27 protein-coding genes are annotated in these 26,123 nt (G+C 31.5%); 12 read left to right on the top strand and 15 right to left on the bottom strand.

What is annotated here, in order from left to right; translation table 11 throughout:
* Nucleotides 1–217: 217 nt before the first annotated feature.
* Entirely contained in the window at nt 218–1,414 is a 1,197-nt protein-coding gene (gene sucC / locus ABHQ57_RS11760) for an ADP-forming succinate--CoA ligase subunit beta (protein WP_047790645.1), read from the bottom strand.
* Nucleotides 1,415–1,657: 243 nt separating this feature from the next.
* Between sucC and ABHQ57_RS11755 the strand changes: the two genes are divergently transcribed.
* The 6 genes from ABHQ57_RS11755 to ABHQ57_RS11730 all read left to right on the top strand — a co-directional run bounded on the left by ABHQ57_RS11755 (nt 1,658) and on the right by ABHQ57_RS11730 (nt 7,286).
* Complete coding sequence (locus ABHQ57_RS11755; RefSeq protein WP_167714090.1) at nt 1,658–4,192, top strand: DUF5916 domain-containing protein; 2,535 nt, start codon at nt 1,658–1,660, stop codon at nt 4,190–4,192.
* Nucleotides 4,193–4,280: 88 nt separating this feature from the next.
* A complete protein-coding gene (locus ABHQ57_RS11750) occupies nt 4,281–4,943 on the top strand; it encodes an ABC transporter ATP-binding protein (RefSeq protein WP_047790643.1) in 663 nt (220 codons plus the stop codon).
* A gap of 45 nt (nt 4,944–4,988) precedes the next feature.
* Nucleotides 4,989–5,540, top strand: a complete 552-nt coding sequence (locus ABHQ57_RS11745; RefSeq protein WP_047790642.1) for a CPBP family intramembrane glutamic endopeptidase — start codon at nt 4,989–4,991, stop codon at nt 5,538–5,540.
* Between the two features lies 1 nt (nt 5,541).
* Complete coding sequence (locus ABHQ57_RS11740; protein WP_167714091.1) at nt 5,542–6,306, top strand: TIGR02757 family protein; 765 nt, start codon at nt 5,542–5,544, stop codon at nt 6,304–6,306.
* Nucleotides 6,307–6,337: 31 nt separating this feature from the next.
* Nucleotides 6,338–6,898, top strand: coding sequence for a PAS domain-containing protein (locus tag ABHQ57_RS11735; protein WP_053056780.1), 561 nt, complete (start codon nt 6,338–6,340; stop codon nt 6,896–6,898).
* A 4-nt stretch (nt 6,899–6,902) separates the two neighbouring features.
* Entirely contained in the window at nt 6,903–7,286 is a 384-nt protein-coding gene (locus ABHQ57_RS11730; RefSeq protein WP_196781637.1) for a DUF6122 family protein, read from the top strand.
* Here ABHQ57_RS11730 and ABHQ57_RS11725 read toward each other — a convergent pair.
* Entirely contained in the window at nt 7,275–8,033 is a 759-nt protein-coding gene (locus tag ABHQ57_RS11725; protein ID WP_073183380.1) for a diphthine--ammonia ligase, read from the bottom strand. The two genes, ABHQ57_RS11730 and ABHQ57_RS11725, sit on opposite strands and share 12 nt — an antisense overlap.
* 44 nt (nt 8,034–8,077) lie before the next feature.
* Nucleotides 8,078–9,430: a 30S ribosomal protein S12 methylthiotransferase RimO gene (rimO, locus tag ABHQ57_RS11720; RefSeq protein WP_167714092.1), complete on the bottom strand. Its 1,353-nt coding sequence runs from the start codon at nt 9,428–9,430 to the stop codon at nt 8,078–8,080.
* Between the two features lie 135 nt (nt 9,431–9,565).
* Between rimO and ABHQ57_RS11715 the strand changes: the two genes are divergently transcribed.
* From ABHQ57_RS11715 to ABHQ57_RS11700, 4 genes are all read left to right on the top strand, one after another.
* Complete coding sequence (locus ABHQ57_RS11715; RefSeq protein WP_167714093.1) at nt 9,566–10,945, top strand: PQQ-binding-like beta-propeller repeat protein; 1,380 nt, start codon at nt 9,566–9,568, stop codon at nt 10,943–10,945.
* A 22-nt stretch (nt 10,946–10,967) separates the two neighbouring features.
* On the top strand, nt 10,968–12,191 hold the full coding sequence (locus ABHQ57_RS11710) for a DUF5018 domain-containing protein (protein WP_167714094.1): 1,224 nt from the start codon (nt 10,968–10,970) through the stop codon (nt 12,189–12,191).
* A gap of 259 nt (nt 12,192–12,450) precedes the next feature.
* Nucleotides 12,451–13,026, top strand: a complete 576-nt coding sequence (locus ABHQ57_RS11705) for a Crp/Fnr family transcriptional regulator (protein ID WP_167714095.1) — start codon at nt 12,451–12,453, stop codon at nt 13,024–13,026.
* Between the two features lie 67 nt (nt 13,027–13,093).
* Entirely contained in the window at nt 13,094–14,197 is a 1,104-nt protein-coding gene (locus tag ABHQ57_RS11700; RefSeq protein WP_167714096.1) for an SMP-30/gluconolactonase/LRE family protein, read from the top strand.
* Between the two features lie 46 nt (nt 14,198–14,243).
* On the opposite strand, the gene ABHQ57_RS11695 is transcribed toward ABHQ57_RS11700, so the two are convergent.
* Together ABHQ57_RS11695 and ABHQ57_RS11690 are read right to left on the bottom strand one after the other, a co-directional pair.
* Nucleotides 14,244–15,890 (bottom strand): amidase family protein, encoded by a 1,647-nt coding sequence (locus ABHQ57_RS11695; RefSeq protein ID WP_389863760.1) that lies wholly within the window; start codon nt 15,888–15,890, stop codon nt 14,244–14,246.
* A 111-nt stretch (nt 15,891–16,001) separates the two neighbouring features.
* On the bottom strand, nt 16,002–16,358 hold the full coding sequence (locus ABHQ57_RS11690) for a helix-turn-helix domain-containing protein (protein ID WP_047790634.1): 357 nt from the start codon (nt 16,356–16,358) through the stop codon (nt 16,002–16,004).
* 95 nt (nt 16,359–16,453) lie between these two features.
* Between ABHQ57_RS11690 and ABHQ57_RS11685 the strand changes: the two genes are divergently transcribed.
* Nucleotides 16,454–17,053, top strand: coding sequence for a nitroreductase family protein (locus ABHQ57_RS11685; RefSeq protein ID WP_047790633.1), 600 nt, complete (start codon nt 16,454–16,456; stop codon nt 17,051–17,053).
* A gap of 48 nt (nt 17,054–17,101) precedes the next feature.
* Here ABHQ57_RS11685 and ftsY read toward each other — a convergent pair whose 3' ends face one another.
* From ftsY to ABHQ57_RS11650, 7 genes are all read right to left on the bottom strand, one after another.
* Nucleotides 17,102–18,055 (bottom strand): signal recognition particle-docking protein FtsY, encoded by a 954-nt coding sequence (ftsY, locus tag ABHQ57_RS11680; protein ID WP_047790632.1) that lies wholly within the window; start codon nt 18,053–18,055, stop codon nt 17,102–17,104.
* 263 nt (nt 18,056–18,318) lie between these two features.
* On the bottom strand, nt 18,319–18,471 hold the full coding sequence (locus tag ABHQ57_RS11675) for a DUF4295 domain-containing protein (RefSeq protein WP_073183390.1): 153 nt from the start codon (nt 18,469–18,471) through the stop codon (nt 18,319–18,321).
* Nucleotides 18,472–18,499: 28 nt separating this feature from the next.
* A complete protein-coding gene (rpmG, locus tag ABHQ57_RS11670) occupies nt 18,500–18,682 on the bottom strand; it encodes a 50S ribosomal protein L33 (RefSeq protein WP_013070733.1) in 183 nt (60 codons plus the stop codon).
* Between the two features lie 27 nt (nt 18,683–18,709).
* Nucleotides 18,710–18,949 carry a 50S ribosomal protein L28 gene (rpmB, locus tag ABHQ57_RS11665; RefSeq protein ID WP_047790661.1) on the bottom strand — a complete coding sequence of 80 codons (240 nt, stop codon included), beginning with the start codon at nt 18,947–18,949 and terminating at the stop codon, nt 18,710–18,712.
* A gap of 165 nt (nt 18,950–19,114) precedes the next feature.
* A complete protein-coding gene (locus ABHQ57_RS11660) occupies nt 19,115–20,359 on the bottom strand; it encodes a competence/damage-inducible protein A (protein WP_073183392.1) in 1,245 nt (414 codons plus the stop codon).
* A gap of 41 nt (nt 20,360–20,400) precedes the next feature.
* A complete protein-coding gene (locus ABHQ57_RS11655; protein ID WP_073183394.1) occupies nt 20,401–21,009 on the bottom strand; it encodes a fumarylacetoacetate hydrolase family protein in 609 nt (202 codons plus the stop codon).
* Between the two features lie 84 nt (nt 21,010–21,093).
* The gene (locus ABHQ57_RS11650) at nt 21,094–21,933 is read right to left on the bottom strand and encodes a 1,4-dihydroxy-2-naphthoyl-CoA synthase (RefSeq protein ID WP_047790629.1); all 840 of its coding nucleotides are present in this window, start codon (nt 21,931–21,933) and stop codon (nt 21,094–21,096) included.
* A 95-nt stretch (nt 21,934–22,028) separates the two neighbouring features.
* On the opposite strand from ABHQ57_RS11650, the gene ABHQ57_RS11645 reads away from it, so the two are divergent.
* Nucleotides 22,029–23,261, top strand: coding sequence for an alpha/beta hydrolase-fold protein (locus tag ABHQ57_RS11645; RefSeq protein ID WP_167714098.1), 1,233 nt, complete (start codon nt 22,029–22,031; stop codon nt 23,259–23,261).
* Nucleotide 23,262: 1 nt separating this feature from the next.
* On the opposite strand, the gene ABHQ57_RS11640 is transcribed toward ABHQ57_RS11645, so the two are convergent.
* From ABHQ57_RS11640 to fsa, 3 genes are all read right to left on the bottom strand, one after another.
* Nucleotides 23,263–23,673 carry a DNA-binding protein gene (locus ABHQ57_RS11640; RefSeq protein ID WP_073183399.1) on the bottom strand — a complete coding sequence of 137 codons (411 nt, stop codon included), beginning with the start codon at nt 23,671–23,673 and terminating at the stop codon, nt 23,263–23,265.
* A 1-nt stretch (nt 23,674) separates the two neighbouring features.
* Nucleotides 23,675–25,354: a 2-succinyl-5-enolpyruvyl-6-hydroxy-3-cyclohexene-1-carboxylic-acid synthase gene (menD, locus tag ABHQ57_RS11635; protein WP_167714099.1), complete on the bottom strand. Its 1,680-nt coding sequence runs from the start codon at nt 25,352–25,354 to the stop codon at nt 23,675–23,677.
* A gap of 65 nt (nt 25,355–25,419) precedes the next feature.
* The gene (gene fsa, locus ABHQ57_RS11630) at nt 25,420–26,073 is read right to left on the bottom strand and encodes a fructose-6-phosphate aldolase (RefSeq protein WP_167714100.1); all 654 of its coding nucleotides are present in this window, start codon (nt 26,071–26,073) and stop codon (nt 25,420–25,422) included.
* Nucleotides 26,074–26,123 lie beyond the last annotated feature (50 nt).

Below are 26,123 nucleotides of genomic sequence, written 5' to 3'. Positions count from 1 at the left end.
TTATGAAACTAGACAGGTAACTTAACTCTATCACTTACTTATTTATTAGAGTTTACTTTTAAGTTATTAGCTTCTGAGTCTTTCATATTGACTTTTAATTCATGATATTAAAAACTAAACCTCATTAGAATTTAGATTTCTAATGAGGTTTGGTTTTCTGACCTTAAAATATATAACACTATTTAGGACCAGTTATAACTAAGAATTAAATGGTAGTTTAAGCGTTTAAAACTTCCCCTACTTTGTCAGCAGCCTCTTGGAACTCAGTAGCTGAGATTATCTCCATTCCGCTATTGTCTATTAATTCTTTTGCTTCTTTAGCATTTGTTCCTTGTAAACGACAAATAATAGGCACATTAATTTTGTCTCCCATATTTTTATAAGCATCTACTACACCTTGAGCAACACGATCACAACGAACGATTCCTCCAAAAATATTTACTAAGATAGCTTTTACATTAGGGTCTTTTAAAATGATTCCGAAAGCAGTTTCAACACGCTGTGCATCTGCAGTACCACCAACATCTAAGAAGTTAGCTGGATCACCACCTGCTTGCTTAATTAAATCCATAGTTCCCATTGCTAAACCAGCTCCGTTTACCATACATCCAACATTACCATCTAAATCTACATAGTTTAATCCTGCAGCTTTAGCTTCTACCTCAATTGGATTTTCTTCACGTAAATCACGCATTGCTGCATAATCTTTATGACGATATAATGCATTCTCATCTAACGATACTTTAGCATCTACTGCCATAATTTTATCATCAGATGTTTTTAATACTGGGTTAATTTCAAACATCGAAGAATCAGACTTGATGTATGCAGTATATAAAGCAGTAACAAATTTTACCATTTCTTTTAAAGCCCCACCGCTTAAACCTAAATTAAAAGCAATTTTACGAGCTTGAAAAGGTAATAATCCTGTTCCTGGATCAATTTCTTCTGTAAAAATTAAGTGTGGAGTTTCTTCTGCCACAGTTTCAATATCCATACCTCCTTCAGTAGAGTACATAATCATGTTTCTACCCGTAGCACGGTTTAATAAAACTGACATATAAAATTCATCTGGCTCACTATCACCAGGATAATATACATCCTCAGCAATTAACACTTGGTTAACTAACTTTCCTTCTGCTGAAGTTTGAGGAGTTACTAACATCATTCCTAAAATATCATCAGAAATGCTCTTTACTTCGTCTAAGTTTTTAGCTAACTTAACACCTCCACCTTTTCCACGACCACCTGCGTGTACTTGAGCTTTGATTACGTGCCAACCAGTACCTGTTTCTTCTGTTAATTTTTTTGCTGCTTCAACAGCTTCTTCTGGAGTATTTGCAACAATTCCGCGTTGAATACGAACGCCAAAACTGCTTAATATTTCTTTACCTTGATATTCGTGTAAGTTCATTAGATATGAATTTTTAAAAGTCGAACAAAAATACAAATTCAATTTATAATACCTTATAATTTGTACTTTAATTTATAATTAAATCAAGTTTTATTTAATTTTCATTCTACTATTTTTTTAACATTTAAACTTTTAACATTCTTTTTTTTAACACGTTTTTACTGTAATTAACATGATTTTATGATTTATTAATCCAAATCATAATAATTTAGCGCGACAACTAACACTATACATCAATAAATTATGCTTAAGATTTTAGCATTTATTATAACTTGTTTCTTCTTTATTGAAGTTACAACCGCCCAAACCATTAATAAAAATAGAAAAAAACTAAATGTAGTACGTGTAGATACCCCTCCAAAAATTGACGGAAAATTAGATGATGCTGCTTGGAAAAATGTTCCTGCCGCAAAAGATTTTGTGATGATGCGTCCTGATAACGGAAAAGCAGAACCTGACGCCCATAAAACAGTAGTAAAATTAGTATACGATGATAATGCTATTTACATCAGTGCTAAAATGTATGATCCTGAACCTTCAAAAATACCTGCTGAGTTTACTAACAGAGACAATATTGGTAACAGCGATTTCTTTTTAATAACTATCAACCCTAACGACGACGGACAAAATCCTTTTGAGTTTATTGTAACCAGTTCAGGTGCGCAAGCAGACTCTAAAGTATCAAACGGAAATGAAGATTTTAATTGGAGTGCTGTATGGGACAGTGATTTTAGCATTAATGAAGACTCTTGGGTTGTAGAAATGAAAATTCCATATAGAGCTTTGCGTTTTGCTAATACTCCTGTTCAATCATGGGGAATCAATTACCACAGAAAAGTGCTCAATTTAAATGCTCAATTCACTTGGAATCATATTGATAATCAACAAGGAAATTGGACTCAATATGATGGTTTATATGAAAACTTCACCAACATAAAACCTCCTACCCGATTAAACTTTTATCCATATGCATCAGCAACTACGACCACTAAAGATGGTAATACTGACTTTGATTGGAGTGTAGGTATGGATGTAAAATATGGAATTACCGAAAACTTTACCTTAGACGCTACTTTAATTCCTGATTTCAGTCAAGTAGGTTTTGACAATGTTACCTTAAACTTGGGCCCTTTTGAACAGCAATTTACAGAACAACGTCAGTTTTTTACTGAAGGAACTGAATTATTTAGTAAAGGACGTTTATTTTATTCAAGAAGAATTGGAGGCAGACCAATAGATCAATTTTCTGGTGAACGAAAAGATGATGATGAGTTTATTGATGGAAAAAAAATAAATGATGAAGTTATAGATGTTCCTGATAAAGTTCAAATGCTAAACGCCATAAAAATATCTGGAAGAACCAAAGGAGGTTTAGGAGTAGGATTCTTTAATGCCATTACCGAAAAAACAGAAGCTACTGTTGAAAGAACTGAGCAAACAATTAATGGATTAGATACTATTAGCAATGTGAGTACATACAAAACTACAGTTAATCCATTTTCTAACTATAATATTATGGTATTAGATCAGCAGTTTAATCAAAACTCATCTATTACCTTAATTAACACCAATGTAACTCGTGACGGAAGATTTAGAGATGCTAATGTTACTGGATTACTCTGGCATGTTGAAGATAAAAAAAGTAGGTATAATATCGACGGTAGTTTTAAAATGAGTAATATTTCTGACGACGAAGATGATCCAAATACAGGATATGCTTTTGATACCAGTATTGGTAAACAATCAGGAAATTGGCGAGGAGAAATTGGATATAATTTTGAAAATAAAGACTACAACCCTAACGATATGGGGATTCTTTTTAGCAACAACGAACAAGCTATTTATGGTTTTGTTGGCTATCGATTATTAAAACCTAAAGGAATATTCAATAATTATAGAATTAATGTTTTTTATGATATTAACTTCTTACACAATCCAGGAACGTATGTAGGTACAAATGTTAGTTTATCTTTTGGCGCTGATACAAAAAAGCGATTCAGTTTTGGAGGAAACTTGAATTATAGCACAGAACGAAAAGATTTTTTTGAACCTAGACAAGGAACTACTAGTGGAGTTTATTTTAACAGACCTGAAAGGCTAAATGTAAATCATTGGGGGTCTACTGATTATAGAAAAAAGTTTGCAATAGACTACGATTGGTATTATACTTTTTACAAAAACAACCCTAAAGAAGATTATGGGTTTAGAGTTTCTCCTAGATATCGTTTCACTAATAAGTTTTCTTTGATTTATGGTTTTAGATATGGCAAAACCAATAACGGTCAGGGGTATGTTACAAAGATTGATAAAGATGATGTAGAAGAAAAACCTTTATTAGCTTCTTTAAAAGATCACATTATTTTCGGGCAACGAGATTGGGATACTTATGACAATTCATTAACTGGAAAATACACATTTAGTACAAAATCAGCAGCGTCGTTATCGTTTAGACATAATTGGAGTAAAGTTCCATATTTAGGTCTATTTTATAGTTTAAATGAAGAGAACGGAGAACTTGTTTCAAATAATTATCAAGGAGAACACGATAAAAACTTTAATAGTTGGAACTTAGATTTGAACTATCAATGGCAATTTGCTCCTGGTAGTCAATTGATTTTTTTCTACAGAAACTCAATAAGGCCTGATCATGATTTTGCTCCGGCTAATATTGATTTTAAAGATAACATCTCAAAACTTTTTGACCAAAGTATGCAGCATAGATTCTCTGTTCGATTGGTTTATTTTATCGATTACAACAACATCAAAAATATAATTTAAATACTCGTTCATTTATTATTTGAAATCAGGTGAGCTCTAAAGTTTATCTGATTTCTTTTTTATACATTCGTACTAAGAAAATAACACTATGATTGTTGCTAAAAACATCCACAAACATTACGGAGAGGTAGAAATATTAAAAGGCGTTGATCTTCATATAAAAAAAGGAGAAATCGTCGCTATTGTTGGTCCATCAGGAGCAGGAAAAACAACCTTATTACAAATTTTAGGAACTTTAGATAAGCCCTTAAAAAATCAGAGCTACGAATTATTGGTCGATGGTGTTTCTATAAAAGATTTAAACGATATAAAAGTTTCTGCTTTCCGAAATAAACATATCGGATTCATTTTTCAATTTCATCAGTTGTTACCAGAGTTTACTGCCTTAGAAAACGTTTGTATTCCTGCCTTTATCGGAGGAAAAGGAAAAGTAGAAACCGAAAAAAGAGCCAAAGAATTACTAGCCTTTTTAGGATTATCACATAGAGAAAACCACAAACCTAACGAGCTTTCTGGAGGAGAGCAACAACGTGTTGCTGTTGCTAGAGCTTTAATTAACGAACCTTCTGTTATTTTTGCAGATGAACCTTCTGGAAACTTGGATTCAACCTCAGCAAAAAACTTACATGAACTGTTTTTTAAGTTACGTGATGAGTTTGGCCAAACGTTTGTATTAGTTACACACAACAAAGAATTAGCAAAAATGGCTGATAGAACACTTACAATGAAAGACGGAATTATTGTTGAATAGTGTAACTATTTAAAGTTTCTTGCTACTAACTAATAAATCAATTCAATGAAAGAAACTTTTCAAGAGCTCATTACCTATTTAAAAAATCCTGTTTTAGAAAAAGATACTAACCAAGATATTTCATATCGATTTCAAAAATTCTTTCATTTACTTATTATAAGTATTATAACAGGTGCTGTATTATCTCCTCTTTTTATCCTTATTCAAGAATTGGGTTGGGTAAATATGAATGAACATGCCATGGAAGAATTATTGAAAGAACACCCTAAATGGTTTATTGCTTTTTTAGCAATTATTTTGGCTCCTTTGTTTGAAGAATTATTTTTTAGAGCTCCCATTACTTTATTTCATCGTAAGAAAACATTTAAAATAAGTTTCTATGTCTTTGCTATACTTTTTGGTTTGGTACACTTAACCAATTTTGGTATTACCACAAACGTACTTTTATTAGCTCCAATACTAGTAGCTCCGCAAACTATTTTAGGCGGTTATTTAGGATTTATTAGAGTTCGTTTTGGCTTAGGGTGGAGTATATTATTACACGCTTGCTATAATGCTTTCTTTGTTTTGCTTAGTTTTGCAGGAGATTTAGCATAAAATGAACAAAAAGGAGCTTAAAGAGTTTTTAGACGAAAAAGTAATACAGTACAACAATCCTGATTTTATTGATAGTGATCCTATTCAAATTCCACACCAATTTTCAGTAAAAGAAGATATTGAAATTGCTGGTTTTTTAGCAGCAACTATTGCTTGGGGAAATCGTAAAATGATTATTAACAACTCCCATAAAATGATGGATTTAATGGGAAGTTCTCCTTATGATTTTGTTCTCAATCATTCTGAAGAAGATTTAGCTAATTTTGACGGATTTGTACACAGAACATTTAATGCCGATGATTTTAAGTTCTTTGTTCAAGCATTAAAAAACATCTATCAGAATCATGGGGGATTAGAAGCTGTTTTAAAACCAAAAGATAAAGTAGATAATTACCAACATGCTATACATCGTTTCAAACAAGTTTTTTTTGAAATCCCTCATCAACCAAGAATTCTAAAACATGTTTCTGACCCTTTAAAAGGCTCTGCATCTAAAAGAATTAATATGTTTTTACGTTGGATGGTTCGCGATAATACCACTGGAGTCGATTTAGGCATATGGAAAACACACTCGTCAGCACACTTACATTGTCCGTTAGATGTTCACACAGGAAATATTGCTAGAAAACTAAAAATACTTACTAGGAAGCAAAATGATTGGAAAGCTATTCAAGAACTTGATCTTACTTTAAGAACGTTTGATAAAAAGGATCCTGTGAAATATGATTTTGCCCTTTTTGGTTTAGGTGTATTTGAAAAGTTTTAATTTTTTTACATTTACAAAAAATTATATTAGTATGAAAAACTGTTTTGACAAAATGATGTCTCTTGATATTTATACATCTAACTTAACTAATGATGAGTATTCTAAAATAGCCAATAATCTTACACTCGCTTCCAAAAAAAGTATAAATATTTTAAGTTGGGGAATTCAACAGTTATTTATGAGTTCAACAGTTTCTAATGATATTAATGTTTTAAAAAACTTACGTAAAAACTACAACTGGAAAAATAACATAACTTCTATTTTAAACGAGAACTATTATGAAGCGCTTGTATTAACAGATGTTACAAAAAAAATTATTTGGGCTAACGATGGCTTCTCTAAAATGACTGGATATGACATTGATTTTGTTATTAACAAAACTGGACGTTTTTTTCAAGGAGAAAAGACAAAAGAAAGTACTCGAAAACGAATTAGAAATAAATTATTAAAAGGGAAACCTTTTAAAGATATTATTGTTAATTATAGAAAAGATAAGTCCTACTACAAGTGTGAGTTATATATCATTCCTTTATATAAAAACAGCCCTACAGAAGTTACTCATTTTTTAGCTTTAGAAAAAGAAATAGCTTAGCATAGTGCAACAATTCATCCATTATTTTTTACATTTCGGATTTCCTGTTTTTATCGCTTTCTTCTTTTTTAAAAAAAATTGGATAAAAGTTGCTATAACACTACTAGCAACTATGCTAGTAGATATAGATCACTTATTAGCAATCCCTATATTTGACCCAAACCGATGTAGTTTTGGGTTTCACCTATTTCATTCCTACTATGCTATTGGAGTGTATGTTATTTTACTTTTTTTTAAAAGACCATACAACATTATTGGCTTAGGGCTATTATTACATATGCTAACCGACTTTATCGATTGTTTGTTTATGTACAACACTTGTAGTTCTTGCCTAGAAAATGCTCCTGCTCAAAGACTATTAGAAGCTATAAATAAATTACTTTTTTAGCTGTAAATCACAGTACCAAAAACTTCTATCATAGTTTTTAGTAGTCGTTTCTTCTGATTTCTTAGTTTTCTTTGAATCTTGATAACAATTGTCATCATCGTTTTTATGTAACGTATACGATTTCAATACCTTCTCTCCTATTTCAAACTCCACAGGTTTCTTAAAAATAGGACCGTCATAACAAAACGTATGGAACTCTCCATTCTCCCCACAAACATCAACTCCATCAGGAAGTTCATTAATAAAACCTTCATCAATAACTCTCCCTACAAATTCTTCTCCTAGCAATTTTGCATTCACACAAACAGTAATTGTTTTAAAGCCTAAATCTAAAAACTCTCTAAGTAATTCTTTTGTATCTTGTTTCCAAAGTGGGTAAACACCAGTAATTCCAACCTCTTGTAGCTTCGAATCGCGATATGCTCTCAAGTCTTCCAAGAAAATATCACCAAAAATACCATTTACAAGTCCTGCTTCTTTTAACTCCGCAGTCTTCTCTTTCATTCTTTGATTATATAAATCCATTGTAACCTCAGCTGGAAAATATATTTTTTCTAAAGGAATACCAATGCTTTCAGTCTGTGCATTCAGTAAATCCTCATGTAAACCATGCATTGAAACACGCTGATAATCTTGATTTACATTTGTAATCAATTTTTGTACATCGTATTCTTTTTGTTGTAAAATTTTATACAATGCTAATGACGAATCTTTTCCTGAACTCCAGTTAAAATAGGCTTTTTTCATGCGACAAATATGCATAAAAAAACCTGCATTGCGCAGGTTTGATTTTATTTTCTCTTTTGATTTAAAGGAACTGGTCTTTCTTGTTTTACTACTGGTTTTCCGTGCAAGTCAAAATCACCTGCATCAAAAATTTCAATATCGATAAACTCTCCTAGTTTGATATAATACTCACGAGCATCAACAATTACGTCATTATCTACATCTGGTGAGTCAAACTCGGTACGTCCGTAATAGTACTCTCCATCTTTTCTATCGAATAAACATTTGAACGTCTTTCCTATTTTCTCTTGATTCAATTCCCAAGAAATTTGCGACTGCACTTCCATGATTTCATTCACCCTTCTAAACTTTACATCCGCAGGTACATCGTCTTCTAAAACATACGCTCCTGTATTTTCTTCATGCGAGTATTCAAAAGCTCCTAAACGCTCAAAACGCATCTCTTCTACCCAGTCTTTTAATTCTTGGAATTGCTCTTCAGTTTCTCCCGGATATCCAACAATTAATGTTGTACGAATTGCCATGTTTGGCACTGCCTCTCGAAATTTATGAATCAGCGAAGTCGTTTTTTCGTGCGTTGTACCACGCTTCATCGACTTTAAAATTTCGGTATTGATATGCTGTAACGGAATATCTAGATAATTACAAACCTTTGATTCGTTTTTCATCACTTCCAATACATCCATAGGGAAACCTGTTGGAAATGCATAATGCAAACGAATCCACTCTATACCTTCAACTTTTACTAATTCTTTTAATAAATCTGCTAAAGCACGCTTTTTATAGATATCCAATCCGTAATAGGTTAAATCTTGTGCGATTAGCATAATTTCCTTAATCCCTTTTTCTGCCAATTTCGTTGCTTCTGTAACCAAATCTTCAATTGGTGTCGATTTATGCTTGCCACGCATTAACGGAATGGCACAGAACGAACACGGGCGGTCACATCCTTCTGCAATCTTTAAATAGGCATAATGCTCTGGAGTCGTGGTTAAACGTTCACCGATTAACTCATGCTTATAATCTGCTTCTAAAACTTTTAACAAATTTGGTAAATCGTGTGTCCCAAAATACTGATCTACATTGGTAATTTCAGCTTCTAAGTCTGGCTTGTAACGTTCGCTTAAACACCCCGTAACAAACACTTTATCTACTTCACCTTCTTCTTTCTTCTGTGCGTAGTGTAAAATAGTTTCTACACTTTCTTCTTTGGCTTTACCAATAAAACCACACGTATTAATTACTACAATATTTCCATCGTCATTTTCATCTTCATGAACCACTTCTTTACCATTAGCTTTTAACTGCCCCATTAACACTTCACTATCGTAAACGTTTTTAGAGCAACCTAAAGTAACTACATTAATTTTGTTTTGTTTTGTTGTTTTGGTACGCATACTATAAAAATTCGGTGTGCAAAGATACGTTTTAATTGAACTTCTTTAACTTTAAACCCTTAAAAATTAGTTTGATTGAAAATCTGTTTTCGCATATATTTGTAGCTATAAAAATTGCTTACACTTTAAATTACTATGAAAAAAACTATTTCTGTTCTCTTCTTACTATTATTTTTATCATGCTCTAACAATGATAATATACCTCCTGAAAACACAAAACCAGAACAATTAATATTAGAAAACATTAGCTTTTATGGAAATGAAGTAACCATAGATTGGAATGATGTTTTAGATATTGACAATGATATTATATATTATAGTCTATACATTAACTCTGTCTTAGTTACAGAGACAACTTATTCTAACTATACTTTTCATTTAGAATATAATAATGAATATGAAGGAAAAATAATAGCAACGGATAAGAAAGGTGGAGTCTCTGAATTAAATTTTACATTTGAGAGTCTTAAAAGTAAAATTCTTTTCATTCCTATAGCTTCAAATGATTTAATTGCTTATGATTTAATAACCAATGAAATATTGTGGAAATCCAAGACCTATTCTCTCATAGAAGCCCACACTGGACATAAAAACCTTATTTTTTCGGGTATAAACGGAAATGCGTTAAATATTCTTTCAGGAAAACCTATATGGAGCATAAATCCAAATATAGACACCAATGATGAATTTTATAGAGATATAATAACAGATGACACTTATTTATATACCTTTGATGTTTATTCTAATTTACAATGTTTTTCTATTGAAAAACAAGAAAAATTGTGGGAACGTAGATTTAATTTTACAACACCGCTATCTATAGATGATTCAAAATTATATATATCAAACGAAAATTATTTTGAGGTAGTAGATAAAGTTTCTGGAAACGTAACATGGAATTTCAAACCTGACAACAATACACACGCTGCTCTTGAAATAAACACCAATCCGTTAATACATGAAGGCAATATTTACATTGGGGATAATATAGGTCGATTTTATTCTTTAAATAAAAATACTGGAACTTTAAACTGGACTTTTAACGCAGGGCTTTTTAATGGATTTGAAAATTCGCCAACTATTTATAATAACTATATTATTACTGCAACCGCTAGAGATTTATATGCTCTTGATAAAGAAAATAATAGTGTAAAATGGAGTTATCACAAAAATAACGGAGTTATAGAATCATCTCCTTTTGTGTACAACGATAATATTTATATCGGAATTTCTAACTCCACTGATGGTAGTGGTGAACTAATTTGCTTTGACGCTGATAATGGAAATATAAAGTGGAAATGTAATTTACAAAAGATGACTACAAGTTCTCCAATTGTATATGAAAATACCGTTTATATTGGAGATTGGAATAAAACCTTTTATGCTATTGATGCTAGCTCAGGTAACTTAAAATGGACTTTACAAACAGAAGAAATTATAACTAAATCACCTACTATTATTATAGGTAATAGTGATATTGTAATTTACCCAAGTTCATATGGCTTAAAGAATTAAAACTATACTTAAATAAATAAAAATGATAAAGAAAATTATATCTATTACTTTTACAATACTAATGTTTGTCTCTTGTTCAAAAGATGATGAACCAGAATCTCCAATTATTTTAAGTTCTGAAAGTAAAATCACTTCATTTACATTAAAGGTAAATGATGAAGTTATAAATGGGAATATAGACCAAACAGCTAAAACCATAGTTTTTAATGTTGTAGGTGCTGAAATCTCAGCATTAACTCCTTCTATTGAATACTCTACTGGAGCAACTATATCTCCCTTAGAAAATGAAAGTCAAAATTTCAATAACGAAGTCCCTTATACAGTATATGCTGAAAATGGGGAAACAAGTATTTATAGAGTTCAAGTTAATAATAGACCTCTAAGTTCTGAGAATAAAATTCTTTCTTTTTCTGTCATCTTGAATAATCAAACTATTGATGCAGAAATTAATCAAGATTCTAACATAATAAGTTTTAACACTGGAGAATTAGATATAAGCTCTCTTACCCCTACAATTTCAATTTCAGAGTACGCTTCAATTTCTCCTAACAATTCTAATAGCCAAAATTTCGAAACACCTGTAACATATACTGTTACAGCAGAAAATGGTGAACAACGTGAGTACAAAGTAATAGCAAACATGCCTGTAATAAATAATTATAGAAGCTATTATCTTTATTACATTAGAGCTAACATGGTAATTTCAGGAAAATTTATAGATCCAAGTAAACCTGGAGCAGAAATATATTTAACTGATGGCACAAATAAATATTATTTACCTATTTTAAACTATGAGAGTTATTCTTCACAAGAGAGAGTCACTACTTTCAATATTAATACTAAAATTCCTGAAAACATCCCTACAAACACTAACTATAAAATAATTTATAAAACAAATTTAGTAGAGATTGAATCTGATCAGTTTATTGATATTTTGGCAGAAAATGCACCTAAAATAATATCTACAAATCAAAACTCTTATAGCTATGGAGATAATTTAATTATTACTGGTGAAAACTTAACAGATTATATTGGGGTTCCTTCAAATGGAAGCTTTTACCAGTTTAATCCTAATGGTAGTATTGATGCAACTCTAAATCCTGAAAAGACAGAATATAACTTATTAATGGATGGGAGTTTTGTTCGCAGTGCCTTTTTCAACAATAATTTAACTGAAAGAACAGTTATATTTATAGGATCAGAAGGAAGAATGGGAGATCAAATTAATATTAATGTTAATAATTAGAATGTTTATTCATCTAATAAAGCAAAAACTCCACTTTAATAGTGGAGTTTTTTAATTTTTATAAATTATATGATATTATTTTTTTATACAAAAAAAGAATCAACAAATTCGTGTTTGTTAAATACTTGTAAATCATTAATACCACCTCCTACTTCAATATACCACAAAGAGCTTCTCTTCTATTTACACATTTAAAACTTGTTTGATTTTTAAACTTGTTTTAGATAACTTCGCTACTAATTGAACTTTATATTAAAGAATGGACGAACTCAAAAAATTGCTACATGACTTAATTGGACTTACTGAAAGTGAGTTTAAAACATTTTATAATCAATTAGAAAAAAAAGAGTATAAAGCAAAAACATTAGTTATTAAAGAAGGGAGAAAAGCTAAGGATTTATACTTTATTGAATCTGGTTTTTTTAGAACATTTAAAAATATAGAAGGTAAAGAGTTTACAACCTATTTTTCTTGCGATAACCAGTTTATAACAGTTTTTGATAGTTTTATATACCAAACTCCTTCTCTTGAGTTTCTAGAAGCTATTGAAGATAGCGTAGTTTATAAAATTTCTTTTGAAAGTTTAACTCAATTATATAAAGAATCTCCCAACTTTGAGAAGTTTGGTAGAATTTTAGCTGAGAGAAATCACCTTTGTGCACAACAAAAAGCTCTAACTATGCAAACAAAATCGGCTAAGAAAAAGTACTTAGACTTTATTAAAAACTATGATAAGAAAATTGTTTTAAGAGCTCCTCAATACCAAATCGCAAGCTTTCTTGGTATAGCTGCCGAATCTTTGAGTAGGATTCGAAAAGAAGTTACTATTTCCTAACATTTGTCAAGATAGAAATAAATTACTGTCATTTTCTTTGTCTTTATAAATTATAAAAACAAATACAATGAAAATTGCATCATTAGTAAAATACGCTACATTATTAATCTTACTCATTTTTATAACCAGTGTTACTTTTAAATCATGTTCAATTAATCCAGAAGCTTGGTTTCCTCCTACACCTCCTAAATTAGTAGGCGCGCTTCATGAAAATGAACTACTAAGCTCAACTCAACACATCGATTTAGACGGTTGGTATGGGCCTGAGGATATTGCCATAGATAAACAAGGAAATCTATATTGTGGAGTTCATATTTCTGAAACAGACTTTTCAGATGGTAGAATTTTAAAAATTGACACATCGGGAAAAGTTTCTGTCTTTTGTAATACGGAATCTTGGGTTGCTGGTTTACATTTTGACAGCAATCAAAATCTAATTGCTTGTGACTTAGAAAGAGGGTTGATTAGTGTAGATAAAAAAGGAAAAATTACCACTTTAGCAAGTGAAGATGAAAACGGGAACAAGTTTCTTATCCCCAATGATGTAGACATTGCTTCTGATGGGATTATTTACTTTACCAATACTTCTTCTAAAATTCCTTTTAGTAGAACACATATTTGGAAACTATTAATGGAAGCTAAACCTGATGGAGGTCTTTATAGTTACAATCCGAAAACCAAAGAAGTAAAAACACTTATAGAGGGTACTTATTTCGGAAACGGTGTTGCGGTTTCTCAAAAGGATGACTTTGTGTTAATGGTAGATTTGGCTAAATATAGAATTCTTAGATACTGGTTAAAAGGCAGTAATAAAGGAACAACAGATATTTTTCTTGATAACCTACCTGGTTTTCCTAATGGAGTCTCTAGAAGAACCGATGGTAGTTTTTGGCTTGGTTTTTCAACTAAAAGAGATCCTTCTTTAGATGGAATACATTCTAAACCCCTTGTAAAAAAGTTAGTATATGGTCTTCCTCTATTTTTACAACCTAAAGTAGCTCGCTATGGAATGATTATGCATGTGAGTGCTGATGGAGAGATTTTAAAAACTTATTATGACACGACTGGTAAAGTTGTGTCAGAAGCTAGTTCTGTTGAAGAGCATGATGGATATCTTTATCTCGGCGGAGATGTGTCTGGTTATATTGGAAAATACAAATTAGAAAATTAAAATAAAAACTCCCGAATTGGGAGTTTTTATTTTATATGTAGTCCTATTAATGATAATCAACTGGAGTCTTTCTTGCTTTCGTTAGTTTCTCAAAAGCATACCCTAGCTGCAATAATTCTTTTTCAGTAAAAGGCTTCCCTATAAACGTTAAACTAACAGGTTTTCCAGAGTTTTTATATCCCATAGGAACTGTTAATGTCGGATACTTCGCTACTGCAGCAATACCAGAATGATAATTATTAATTGACAAAATAACGTCTAAATTTAGAGTCTTTAAATCTTGTAAAAACTTCTTTCCGTTAAAACTCAAACTACCTTTTACGACTTCTAACTGTGCTAAAGTTGTTGTGTCTTTTAATATTCCTTCAAATAGCTGTTGTCCGTAAGGAGCTCTTTTTATAGAGTCTTTTTTATTAAACTCAATCACATCTTGTATATTTTTTACTGTTAGATTTTTGTTTCCATAAATAGATAAGTATTTCGGTAAATCATGTTTCATATCTATATTTAGCAGCGTAATAAATCCATCAAACGAAATTTCTGGTGGAGTTATCTCTATAATTTCTGCACCAGCTTCTTGTAACTTTTCTACACTTGCTTTATAAATAGAATCTGTTAAAATAGGTTTTAGCACTCCTATTCTTTTTCCTTGGATTGTGTAGCTTTCATTAAGTAATTCTTTAGGTTTAAAATCTTCTATTTCTAAAGAAGCAGCATCCTCATTATCTTTTCCTAACATCGCTTCAAATAAAATAACATTGTCTACGACACTTTTAGTCATCGGACCTGGAGTATCTAACGTACTTGAAATCGGAACAATTCCTGAGCGACTTAAAACACCAATTGTTGGTTTTAATCCAACCACTGAGTTTTGACTTGATGGTGAAGTTATAGACCCTGCTGTTTCTGTACCTACAGCAGCTACGGCATAGTTTGCTGCTACAGAAACTCCACTTCCTGAGCTAGAACCTCCTGTTTCAAAAACTTTTCTTCCATAAGGATTTAAGGTTTGCCCTCCAGTGGCACTATACCCTAACGGACAATCTTCACAAAAGAAGTATGCCCATTCACTTAAGTTTACTTTTCCTAAAATTAATGCTCCCGCTTCTCTTAATTTTTTGACAATAAAAGCATCCTTGTCAGTTGAGTTGTTTTGTAAAACTACAGCTCCAGCAGTCGTTATCATTCCTGCGGCATCAATATTATCCTTTATCAAAATTGGAATTCCATTCAAGGAAAATTCATTTGCTTCTTTTGATTCTTTATCTTTTGCTCTTGCTTCTTCTAATACCTTTGGATTTAGAGATATAATTGCATTCAAATACTTTGTACTATCACTTTCAAACTTTCGTATTCTATATAAATAGAATAATGTTAGTTTTTCGTACGTGAGTTTTTTATTTGTTATGCTCTTTTGAATAGTTGGAATATCTTTTTCTAAAATTAATGGCTTTAGTTGTTGATATTCTTCTTCTGAAAATCTTGATAGCTCCTTTTCAAAAGGTTTGAGTTCTTTATTTAAATCTAAAAAATGAGACTGAAGTAATTTAAACTGCATTCTCTTTTTCTCGTGATCTTGCTGTTTTTCTATTTCTGATGATTCATCATAGCTTTTAAAATATACCTTTACAGCTTTTTGCTTACATGCACTTATAAATAGAAGAGTTAATAATAAAAAAGTAGCTTTTCTCATTGGTCAAATATTTGATACTCAAATGTAATTATAAAAATTGAAAAGCTTTATTTAGGATAACAAAACTGCCTTATTATCTAAACTCTAATAGTTGATAATATACGGAGATTATTATTTAGAATGGTTTGTTACGGCAAAATCTCCCCAGTCTGCGATAGACTGAATTATAGGAATTAAACTTTTTCCTAAATCAGTTAAAGAATACTCTACTTTTAATGGTGGTTTTGAGGTGTACACTTTTCTTTTTATTACACCATCTTCTTCCAAGGCTTTTAACTGTAAACTTAAAGTTCGTTCTGTAACCATTGGAATTTCTTTTCTTAACTCACTGTAACGAAGCGTTCCTTTTATTAAATGAAAAAGAATTACTGTTTTCCATTTCCCTCCAATAACTCCCATAGTAAGACTCGTACAGCAGGGGAACTCTCTTCCTTTAAACTTAAGTGTTTTAGATTCTTGTACCTCCATAATTTATACTATCCTTTTTGACCGTTATTGCAAAGATAAAAAACTATACTTACTTTTGATACTATAATTTTTATAGTTTAATTAAAAAATAGAATATGAGCTTTATAACATCAATGCAGCAACGTTATACAACAAAAAAATATAATGCTTCAAAAAAAATTGAATCAGAAAAAATCAAAGAGTTACAACAGGTTTTACAATTAAGTCCTTCTTCAATAAATAGCCAACCATGGAAATTCACTTTTGTTTCTGACACTGATACTAAAGAACAACTTTCAAAAGTATCTTGGTTAAATACTAGCAAGGTTATTGAAAGTGATACCATTGTTGTTTTTAATCGAATTAATGATATTGATTTGTTTGAAAAACAAATTGAAGAAGAGCTCCCTGAGGGTGCTGTTGGTTATTATAAAGAATTTATAAAGCCAAAACCTGAAGAAGAAATTAAAGCCTGGTTTAACAGACAAGTATATTTGGCTTTAGGAGTTTTTTTAAGTGCTTGTGCTGAAATGGGAATCGATGCCACTCCAATGGAAGGTATTGAACCAGAAAATTATGACAAAATTTTAAACAACAAAGATTACGCAACTGTTGTTGCTGTGGCTATTGGCTATAGAGATGAAGAGGATTTTAATCAACCAGACAGAAAACCTAAATCGAGATTGGCTTTTAACAAGGTTATTGAAACTGTTTAGAATAAAAAAACTCCCAAATTGGGAGTTTTTTTATTTACTTATGTTTTTCTATTTAAAAAACGAATCTACAAATTCATGTTTGTTGAATACTTGTAGGTCATCAATACCTTCTCCTACTCCAATATATTTCACAGGTATTTTAAATTGATCTGAAATTCCGATAACAACGCCTCCTTTTGCGGTACCATCTAATTTAGTTACTGCTAACGAAGTTACTTCTGTTGCTTTCGTAAATTGTTTTGCTTGTTCAAAAGCATTTTGTCCTGTTGAACCATCTAACACTAACAATACATCGTGTGGTGCATTTGGTATTACTTTTTGCATTACACGTTTTATTTTTGTTAGCTCATTCATTAGGTTTACTTTATTATGTAAACGTCCTGCAGTGTCGATAATTATAACATCTGCTCCTTGATTTACACCTGATTGAACTGTATCAAAAGCTACAGAGGCAGGATCGGAACCCATTTCTTGTCTTACAATTGGTACGTCTGTTCTATCTGCCCAAACTTGTAGCTGATCTATTGCTGCGGCTCTAAAGGTATCCGCTGCTCCTAAAACAACTTTTAACCCTTTCTTTTTAAATTGTGAAGCTAGTTTACCTATCGTAGTTGTTTTTCCTACTCCATTAACACCTACAACCATTAACACATAAGGTTTCGTATTTGCTGGAATAGTGAAATCGGTGTCGTCACCAGTATTGGTTTCTGATAATAAACCCGCTATTTCTTCACGTAAAATTTGGTTTAGCTCTTCTGTTCCTAAATATTTGTCGCGAGATACACGTTCTTCTATTCTATCTATTATTTTCAGGGTAGTTTCTACTCCTACATCAGACGATACCAATACTTCTTCTAAATTATCTAATACATCATCATCAACCTTAGCTTTACCAGCAACTGCTTTTGATAATTTAGAGAAAAAACTTGTTTTGGTTTTTTCTAATCCCTTGTCTAAGGTTTCCTTTTTCTCTTTAGAGAAGATTTTCTTAAAAAAACTCATTTTTAAATTTTATAATCGCTTACATAGGTTAAAAACTATACCATTTTACTAATACAGTCAAATTGTCATTGTTCCACAGCTTTAGTGTTAAGGATTGAGGCATTTATTAAAGCTCTCCCGATACTTCGGGAAGCGACTGCCGAAAGCCCGACTTGCTAGGATAATTCCCAAATCTTTAACGTATTCAAAAAACTTGAGACTGTCAAATATAAAAAAAGCTACTCTCTAATGAAAGTAGCTTTTCTTTAAACTGTATACAAGAATTACTTTTTTGCTAAAAAGTCATTCACGCTTTCTGGATCCATAATAGCTTCAACAAATGTATAAGCTCCTGATTTTGGAGACTTTACCATTTTGATAGCTTTGGTTAATCTTTTTGAACCTGTTTGTAACGATGCTACTGATTTCTTTGCCATTTTATATTAAAGTTTACGCCGTAGCTTATTATTTAATTTCTTTATGAACTGTCATCTTCTTTAAGATTGGATTAAATTTCTTTAATTCCATTCTATCAGGAGTATTCTTTTTGTTCTTTGTTGTAATATAACGAGAAGTTCCTGGTTGACCAGAAGCTTTGTGCTCAGTACACTCTAAAATTACTTGAACTCTGTTTCCTTTTTTTGCCATCTCTCTAAAATTTTATCTAGTAAGGAATTATTTAGTTAAGAAACCTTTTTCTCTAGCTTCTTTAATAACCGCAGAGATTCCTTTTTTATTAATATTTTTTAATGCAGAAGCAGATACTTTTAAAGTTACCCATTTATCTTCTTCTGGAATATAGAAACGCTTAGTCATTAAATTAGCGTTAAATCTTCTTTTAGTTCTATTTAAAGCGTGAGATACATTGTTACCTACCATCGCTTTTTTTCCTGTTAATTCACAAACTCTAGACATCTTCTTGACAGTTTTTAGTGTTATTTCTAAACGAGGTGCAAATTTATGCATTTTAATTTACTGCACAAAAATATTCTCGATTAAATTTTAATTAATTTTAATCTTTTCAAAACTAGGCTCAGCATCTAACCTATTTGGAAGCGTAACGGCTGCAAAAATACTAATTTATTTTAATATGGCAGCTTGTAAAAGTTCTAAAGATTTGGTTACCGTTCTATTAATTACCTTTTCTCTTGGCTCCCCAAAATTAAACTCATAAACATCTACTCCACTTTTAGTTGCTATACCAATATATACCAATCCTACACTTTTATCATTATGATCGGTTGTTGGACCTGCATTTCCTGTTACAGCTATCGCGTAATCTGTTTGTAACTTCTCCAAACATCCTTTTGCCATTGCTAAAGCTACTTCTTTACTTACTACCGTATATTTATCAATAACTTCTTTAGAAACATTGAGTAGTTGTTCTTTTAAAGCTGCTGTATACGTAACGAATCCTCCCATAAAATATGAAGATGCTCCTGGAACTGAAACTATGGTTGACGCTATTTTCCCTCCTGTTAAGCTTTCTGCTGTAGCAACAGTTTTCCCATGTTTTTTTAACAGTTTACCCACTTCTTTTTCTAAAGATGTTTCATTATCATCTCCTACGATAATTTCTGGTATTAGCATATATAATGCTGCAACTTGCTTTTCCATCTCTTTCACTAATACCTCTTTATCTTTTCCTTTAGCTGATAAACGTAAACGAACACGTCCATAAGATGGTAAGTAGGCTAGCTTTATAAAATTAGGTAAACTCTCTTCCCAATCAGAAATTCTTTCTGCAATAATTGTTTCCCCTGTACCTACCGTCATAATTGTCCTATGTAAAATGAATGGCAATTTAAAAGTAGACCGTAGCTTAGGCAATACATGATACTTCATTAATCCTTTCATTTCATATGGCACTCCCGGAAGAGATACAAAAACAGTATTATTTTCATAGAACCACATTCCTGGTGCAGTTCCTAAACGATTCATTAATAAGGTGGCTTTGGAAGGAAGCTGCGCTTGATACTTCTGGATTTCGTTGAACGGATGATTATTTTTTTTGAATAGGTATTTAATGTTATCAATTACTTCGGGGTATTCAACAATCTTTTCATCTTTAAAATATTCAGCAATTGTTTTTTTAGTGATATCGTCTTTGGTAGGTCCCAATCCTCCTGTAGCAATAACAATATCTGCTCTACTTTCTGCTTCTTTTAACGCATTTAAAATATGTTGTTTTTCATCCTGTACTGAGGAGATTTGATATACCGAAATTCCAATTTTATTAAGTTCTTGACCAATCCATTGTGAATTGGTATCTATAATTTGTCCGATAAGAATTTCATCTCCTATCGTAATGATTTCTGCATTCATGTATATATCTAAAAAAGAATCCCGCCGAAGCGGGATATATTTTATTTTACTTTAATTTGAAAAGCTTGTTTTCCTTCAATAGTTCCTGTTAAAATGTCATTTTCTGCCACTTTTCCAACTCCTGCTGGTGTTCCTGTAAAGATAATATCTCCTTTTTTCAACGTGAAATATTGCGACACGTAACTAATCAACTCATCAATTTTCCACAACATACTAGTGGTATTTCCATCTTGTACAACCTCATCGTTCTTTTGTAATTGAAAAGACAAGTTTTCTAAGTCAAAATCTTCTTTCGGAAAAAACTCTCCTACTATAGCACTACCATCAAAAGCTTTTGCTTTTTCCCAAGGCAATCCTTTTTCTTTACATTGTGCTTGCACATCACGCGCAGTAAAATCAATCCCTAAGCCTACAGTGTCATAATATTTATGAGCAAATTTTGGAGAAATGTGTTTTCCAACCTTATTAATTTTTACCAATACTTCAACCTCATAATGGATATCATTTGAAAACGGAGGAATAAAAAATGGCATTTTTTTAGGAAGAATAGCCGAATCTGGTTTTAAGAAAACTACCGGGTTTTCTGGTGTTTCATTTGCTAACTCTTCTATGTGTTTTGCGTAATTACGTCCTATACAAATTATTTTCATTTCTTCAAGTACGAATTATGATTTTAGAATTACGAATTAAAAACCTCTAACTCGTAATTCATAATTCTTAAAATTATCAATCAGTTATGGTATCCACGTTTTAGGGAAGTTTGGCTTACGTTTTTCTAAAAACGCATCACGTCCTTCTTTAGCTTCATCCGTCATATATGCTAAACGAGTTACTTCTCCTGCAAATACTTGTTGCCCTACCATTCCATCGTCCGTTAAGTTCATTGCAAACTTTAACATTTTTATTGAAGTTGGTGATTTTGCTAAAATTTCTTGTGCCCAATCAAAAGCTGTTTGCTCTAGCTCATCATGTGGAATTACGGCATTTACCATACCCATTTCATACGCTTCTTGTGCTGAGTAGTTTCTTCCTAAGAAAAATATTTCACGGGCCTTCTTTTGCCCCACCATTTTAGCTAAATATGCTGAACCATAACCTGCGTCAAACGAAGTAACATCGGCATCAGTTTGCTTAAAAATAGCATGTTCTTTACTCGCTAAAGTTAAATCACAAGTTACGTGCAAACTATGTCCGCCACCTACAGCCCAACCTGGAACCACGCATATTACTGCTTTTGGCATAAAACGTATTAAACGCTGTACTTCTAAAATATTCAAACGGTGGTAACCATCATCTCCAACATAACCTTGGTGTCCACGTGCATTTTGATCTCCTCCAGAACAAAAACTCCAAACTCCATCTTTAGTTGATGGCCCTTCAGCAGACAACAATACCACTCCTATATTCGTATCTTCATGTGCATCATGAAACGCATCCAATAACTCTGAAGTAGTTTTTGGTCGAAACGCATTACGTACATTGGGTCTATTAAATGCTATTCTTGCAACGTTGTGTGACTTTTTATAGGTAATATCTTCGTACTCTTTGGCAACTTTCCAGTCTGGTTGTATCATAATTTTAAAATATTGTCGTTATTTAGTTGTACAAAAATAACATAATAACTTTATTTTTCTTTTCTATATTTGAACGATATAATTTACCCCTAAATATGAAACAAGTATATTTATTATTTACCCTATTAATTAGTATTAGTCTTTTTTCTCAAAAAGTTGTTACTCAAAAAATCAATTCAAAAGAATTAGAAAAAGATAGAAATGTAAAAATCTACCTTCCAAAAGGCTATGATGTAGATGAAACTACTAATTATCCTCTAGCTATTGTTTTAGGTGACGAGTATCTTTTTGATTTATATGTAGGTAATGCTAAACTTTATGCTAATGTAGATAAAGCACCCAGACAAATTGTAGTAGGTATTGATATGAAAAACACTTATGGAAAAGATATTTCTATAATACCTTCTAATAATTCCTTAACCAGTTCAGGGGTACATTTTTTTAATTTTATTAAATATGAGTTAATTCCTTTTATGGAAGGAAACTTTAGAACTTCTCCTTTTATGACAATTGTAGGTGAAGGAAAAGCTGCTAATTTTATTACTCACTACTTAAAAGATGAAAAACCTATTTTTAATTCTTATATCTGTATCACTCCTGATTTTCCTAAGTTTGCTCCAGCTATTATGGAGTCTTATTCTCTTAACAGACTGGGTTCTATAGATAACACTTACTTCTTATATACAAGTAATAACAAAAAGTACATTGACACTAATCAATATAATCGATTTAGTGATATTAAAACGTTATTAACATCCTATGAAGCTAAAAACTTTAATGTTGTTTTTGATGAATTTGATTCTTCTCCAAGCTATTTAGCTATAATTGGAGAAACTATTCCTAGAGCTTTTACACAAATGTTTAGCTTATATTCTAAAATTACTAAAGAAGAGTACGAAGCTAATGTTAAAGATTTGGCTCCTTTAGATGCAATTAAGTATGTGGAAAAAAAATATCTAGATATTCAGTATCTATACGGTTCTAACTTAAATGTTCGTTTAGATGACATTTTTGTTATTGAAGATATTGTAATTGACAGACAAGATGGTGATTACTTGAGAGTTTTAGGGGATTTTGTAATGATAAAATACCCTGATTCTCATATGGGTGATTTTTATATAGGTAAATACCATGAACTTGGAAAAGACTACGAAAAAGCAGATTTTTACTACAAAGCTGCTTATGGAAAAATGGATCCTTCTGATCCTAATGCAAATGCTTTTTACGAAAACATTAAACGTGTAAACGATTTAATGGGAAGTAAAAAGAAAGAAGAAATTAAAAATAATGACGAGGAAATTATTGAAGAAGAAGAAGGACAAGAATAGTTTATTTTAACACTATTCTGTCTTCTTGTAATTCTATTTTTTTACTCTTATACAAGCTGCCAATAGCTCTCTTGAATGCTTTTTTACTCATCTGCAAGTGAAATTTAATTGATTCAGGAGAGCTTTTATCTGTTAACAATAAAAAGCCTTTTTCTTCTAGCTTTTTTAAGATTATATCAATATCTGAATCAATTACGTTTTTAAATCCTTGCGGTCGTAGTGATACATCAATTTTTTCATCTTCACGTATCTTTTTAATATAACCTATTGTTCGCATTCCTTCTTCTACATCACTAAAAACTTCATTGTTATACAATAAGCCTTCATATGCTTCGTTAATTAACACTGAATAACCTAAAGCGGTTTGAACACCAATTACTAAATCTACCTTATCACCTTCTTTTAATTCCATCTTATAAGTTTTTAAAATAGTTTTTTAAAACTACGTCATTTATTTCTTTTGGAGTAAAAACCTCCATTATTTTTGGCTGATCCGATTCTTCATAAAACGAAATCAAACTATTTTGCAAGCTCTTTAAGTCTTTTATTTGAACATATTCAAAACCATACATTTTTGATAAATGCTCAGCAGTTAAATCATGCGGTGTTTCAAAGTACTCCGTAGCATTTGTTGTTAATGGCCCCGGGATATATCTAAAAATACCACCTCCTGCATTGTTTAAAATAATAATTCTAAAATTCTTCGGAATATTTGTGTTCCACAATGCATTGCTGTCGTAAAAGAAACTTAAATCTCCTGTTATAAATATTGTTTGATTTTTTGAGGCATATGCTGCTCCTACAGCTGTACTTGTACTTCCATCAATCCCGCTTGTTCCTCGATTACAAAATACTTTTAGCGTAGAATTTACATCAAACAATTGTGAGTATCGAATAATTGAGCTGTTACTTATTTGTACTTGCGAGTTATCTGGGATACTTTCTAAAATAACTTCAAAAGATTTTAAATCTGAATATTCGCAATCTTTCAAATACTCTTCGTGTTTTACAGCTCTTTGTTCTTTTTCTTGTAACCATGTTTGTTGATAATTACTTTCAACATTTTTCTTTTCCTTAGAAAGACTTGTTAACAAGGTTACAGGTTTTACTTGTAAAAATTCTGACAAACAGTGATACGTATCCATCGCCTTTAACTCATCAACATGCCAGTGATGTTTTGGCTGTAATTTTCGTAAAAACTGTTTAATTCTTTTAGAAATTACCATTCCTCCTAAAGTTAGTAATACTTCAGGTTGCAACTCTTTATATTCTTCTTTAGTTAACTTAGATATTAATTTATCTATGTTATTGATAAACTTAGGATTGTATATATTTGAGGTAGTTTCTGTTAACACTAAAACAGAAGTATCTTCTGCATATACATTCAATATTTTTTGAAGCTCAACATCAGGAAAATGACTTCCTACTAAAATCATTTTTTTGACTGAAGAGTTCCAAATAGAAGCTATTTTTTCTAAATCAAAAGATTTCTCGACTGCGCTCGAAATGACATTCATCTTTTCAAAAGATTGCTTCACTTTGTTCGCAATGACCGAATCTGATTTTTCAAGTGTTTCATATAAAGGTTCATCAAATGGAACATTTATATGAACTGGTCCTTTTTGAGTGATTGAAGTTTGTAATGCCTCAATTAATAAACTGATATTATTTTTTAACTGACTTTCTTCTTCAATCAAATTAGCTGAGAACAAAATATGGTTCTCAAACACATTCTCTTGACGAATGGTTTGTCCATCACCAATATCAATCAGGTGCTTGGGTCTGTCTGCTGAAATTACAACTAGCGGAATATTGCTATAAAAAGCTTCTGCTATCGCAGGATAATAATTCAACAAAGCAGAACCTGACGAACATACAATGGCAACAGGTTTTTGCTTTTGTTGTGCTATTCCCATAGCAAAAAAGGCAGCACAACGCTCATCTACCACACTTAATGTTTCTATTTCTGGATGGTTTGAAAACCCTACAGTAAGTGGGGCATTACGAGAGCCTGGAGAAATTACAACAGTATCAATATTAAATTGATTGCATGCTGAAACTACTAATTGTGCGAGTTCTTTTTTTGGGTACATATCTTTTAAAAAATGAGATTCCCGCTTTCGCGGGAATGACAAAATACTAAAGCCAACTTCGTTGGTTAGTTTCCTTTTTTATAATCTGCTAAAAATTTTGCTAAACCAATATCTGTTAAAGGGTGTTTTAACAATCCTTCAATTGCACTTAAAGGCCCTGTCATAACATCAGCCCCAATTTTAGCACAATCAATCACATGCATTGTATGACGTACAGATGCTGCTAAAATCTCAGTATCAAACACATAATTATCAAATATCTGACGAATTTCAGCTATTAGATTTAAACCATCTGTAGAAATATCATCTAAGCGACCAATAAATGGCGATACATATGTTGCTCCTGCTTTTGCTGCTAACAATGCTTGACCAGCTGAAAACACTAAAGTTACATTGGTTTTAATTCCTTTATCAGAAAAATATTTACACGCTTTTATTCCATCTTTAATCATAGGTAGTTTCACTACTATTTGAGGATTTAAAGCAGCTAACGCTTCTCCTTCCTTTACCATACCATCAAAATCAGTAGAAATTACCTCAGCAGAAACATCTCCTTCTACAATTTGACAAATTGCTTTGTAATGATTGATAATATTCCCCTCTCCTGTTATTCCTTCTTTAGCCATTAACGATGGATTTGTTGTTACCCCGTCTAAAATACCTAAAGCTTGTGCTTCTCTTATTTGATCTAAGTTAGCTGTATCAATAAAAAATTTCATCTGTATATTTATTATGTAGTTGTGTTCTAATTCTTGAGTTTTGCAAGTTC

It is taken from the genome of Tenacibaculum sp. ZH5_bin.1, assembly GCF_042865525.1.
Taxonomy (GTDB): domain Bacteria; phylum Bacteroidota; class Bacteroidia; order Flavobacteriales; family Flavobacteriaceae; genus Polaribacter; species Polaribacter mesophilus.
Note: the sequence above shows the minus strand (reverse complement) of the source record. Positions and strands in the feature narration are given on the sequence as shown.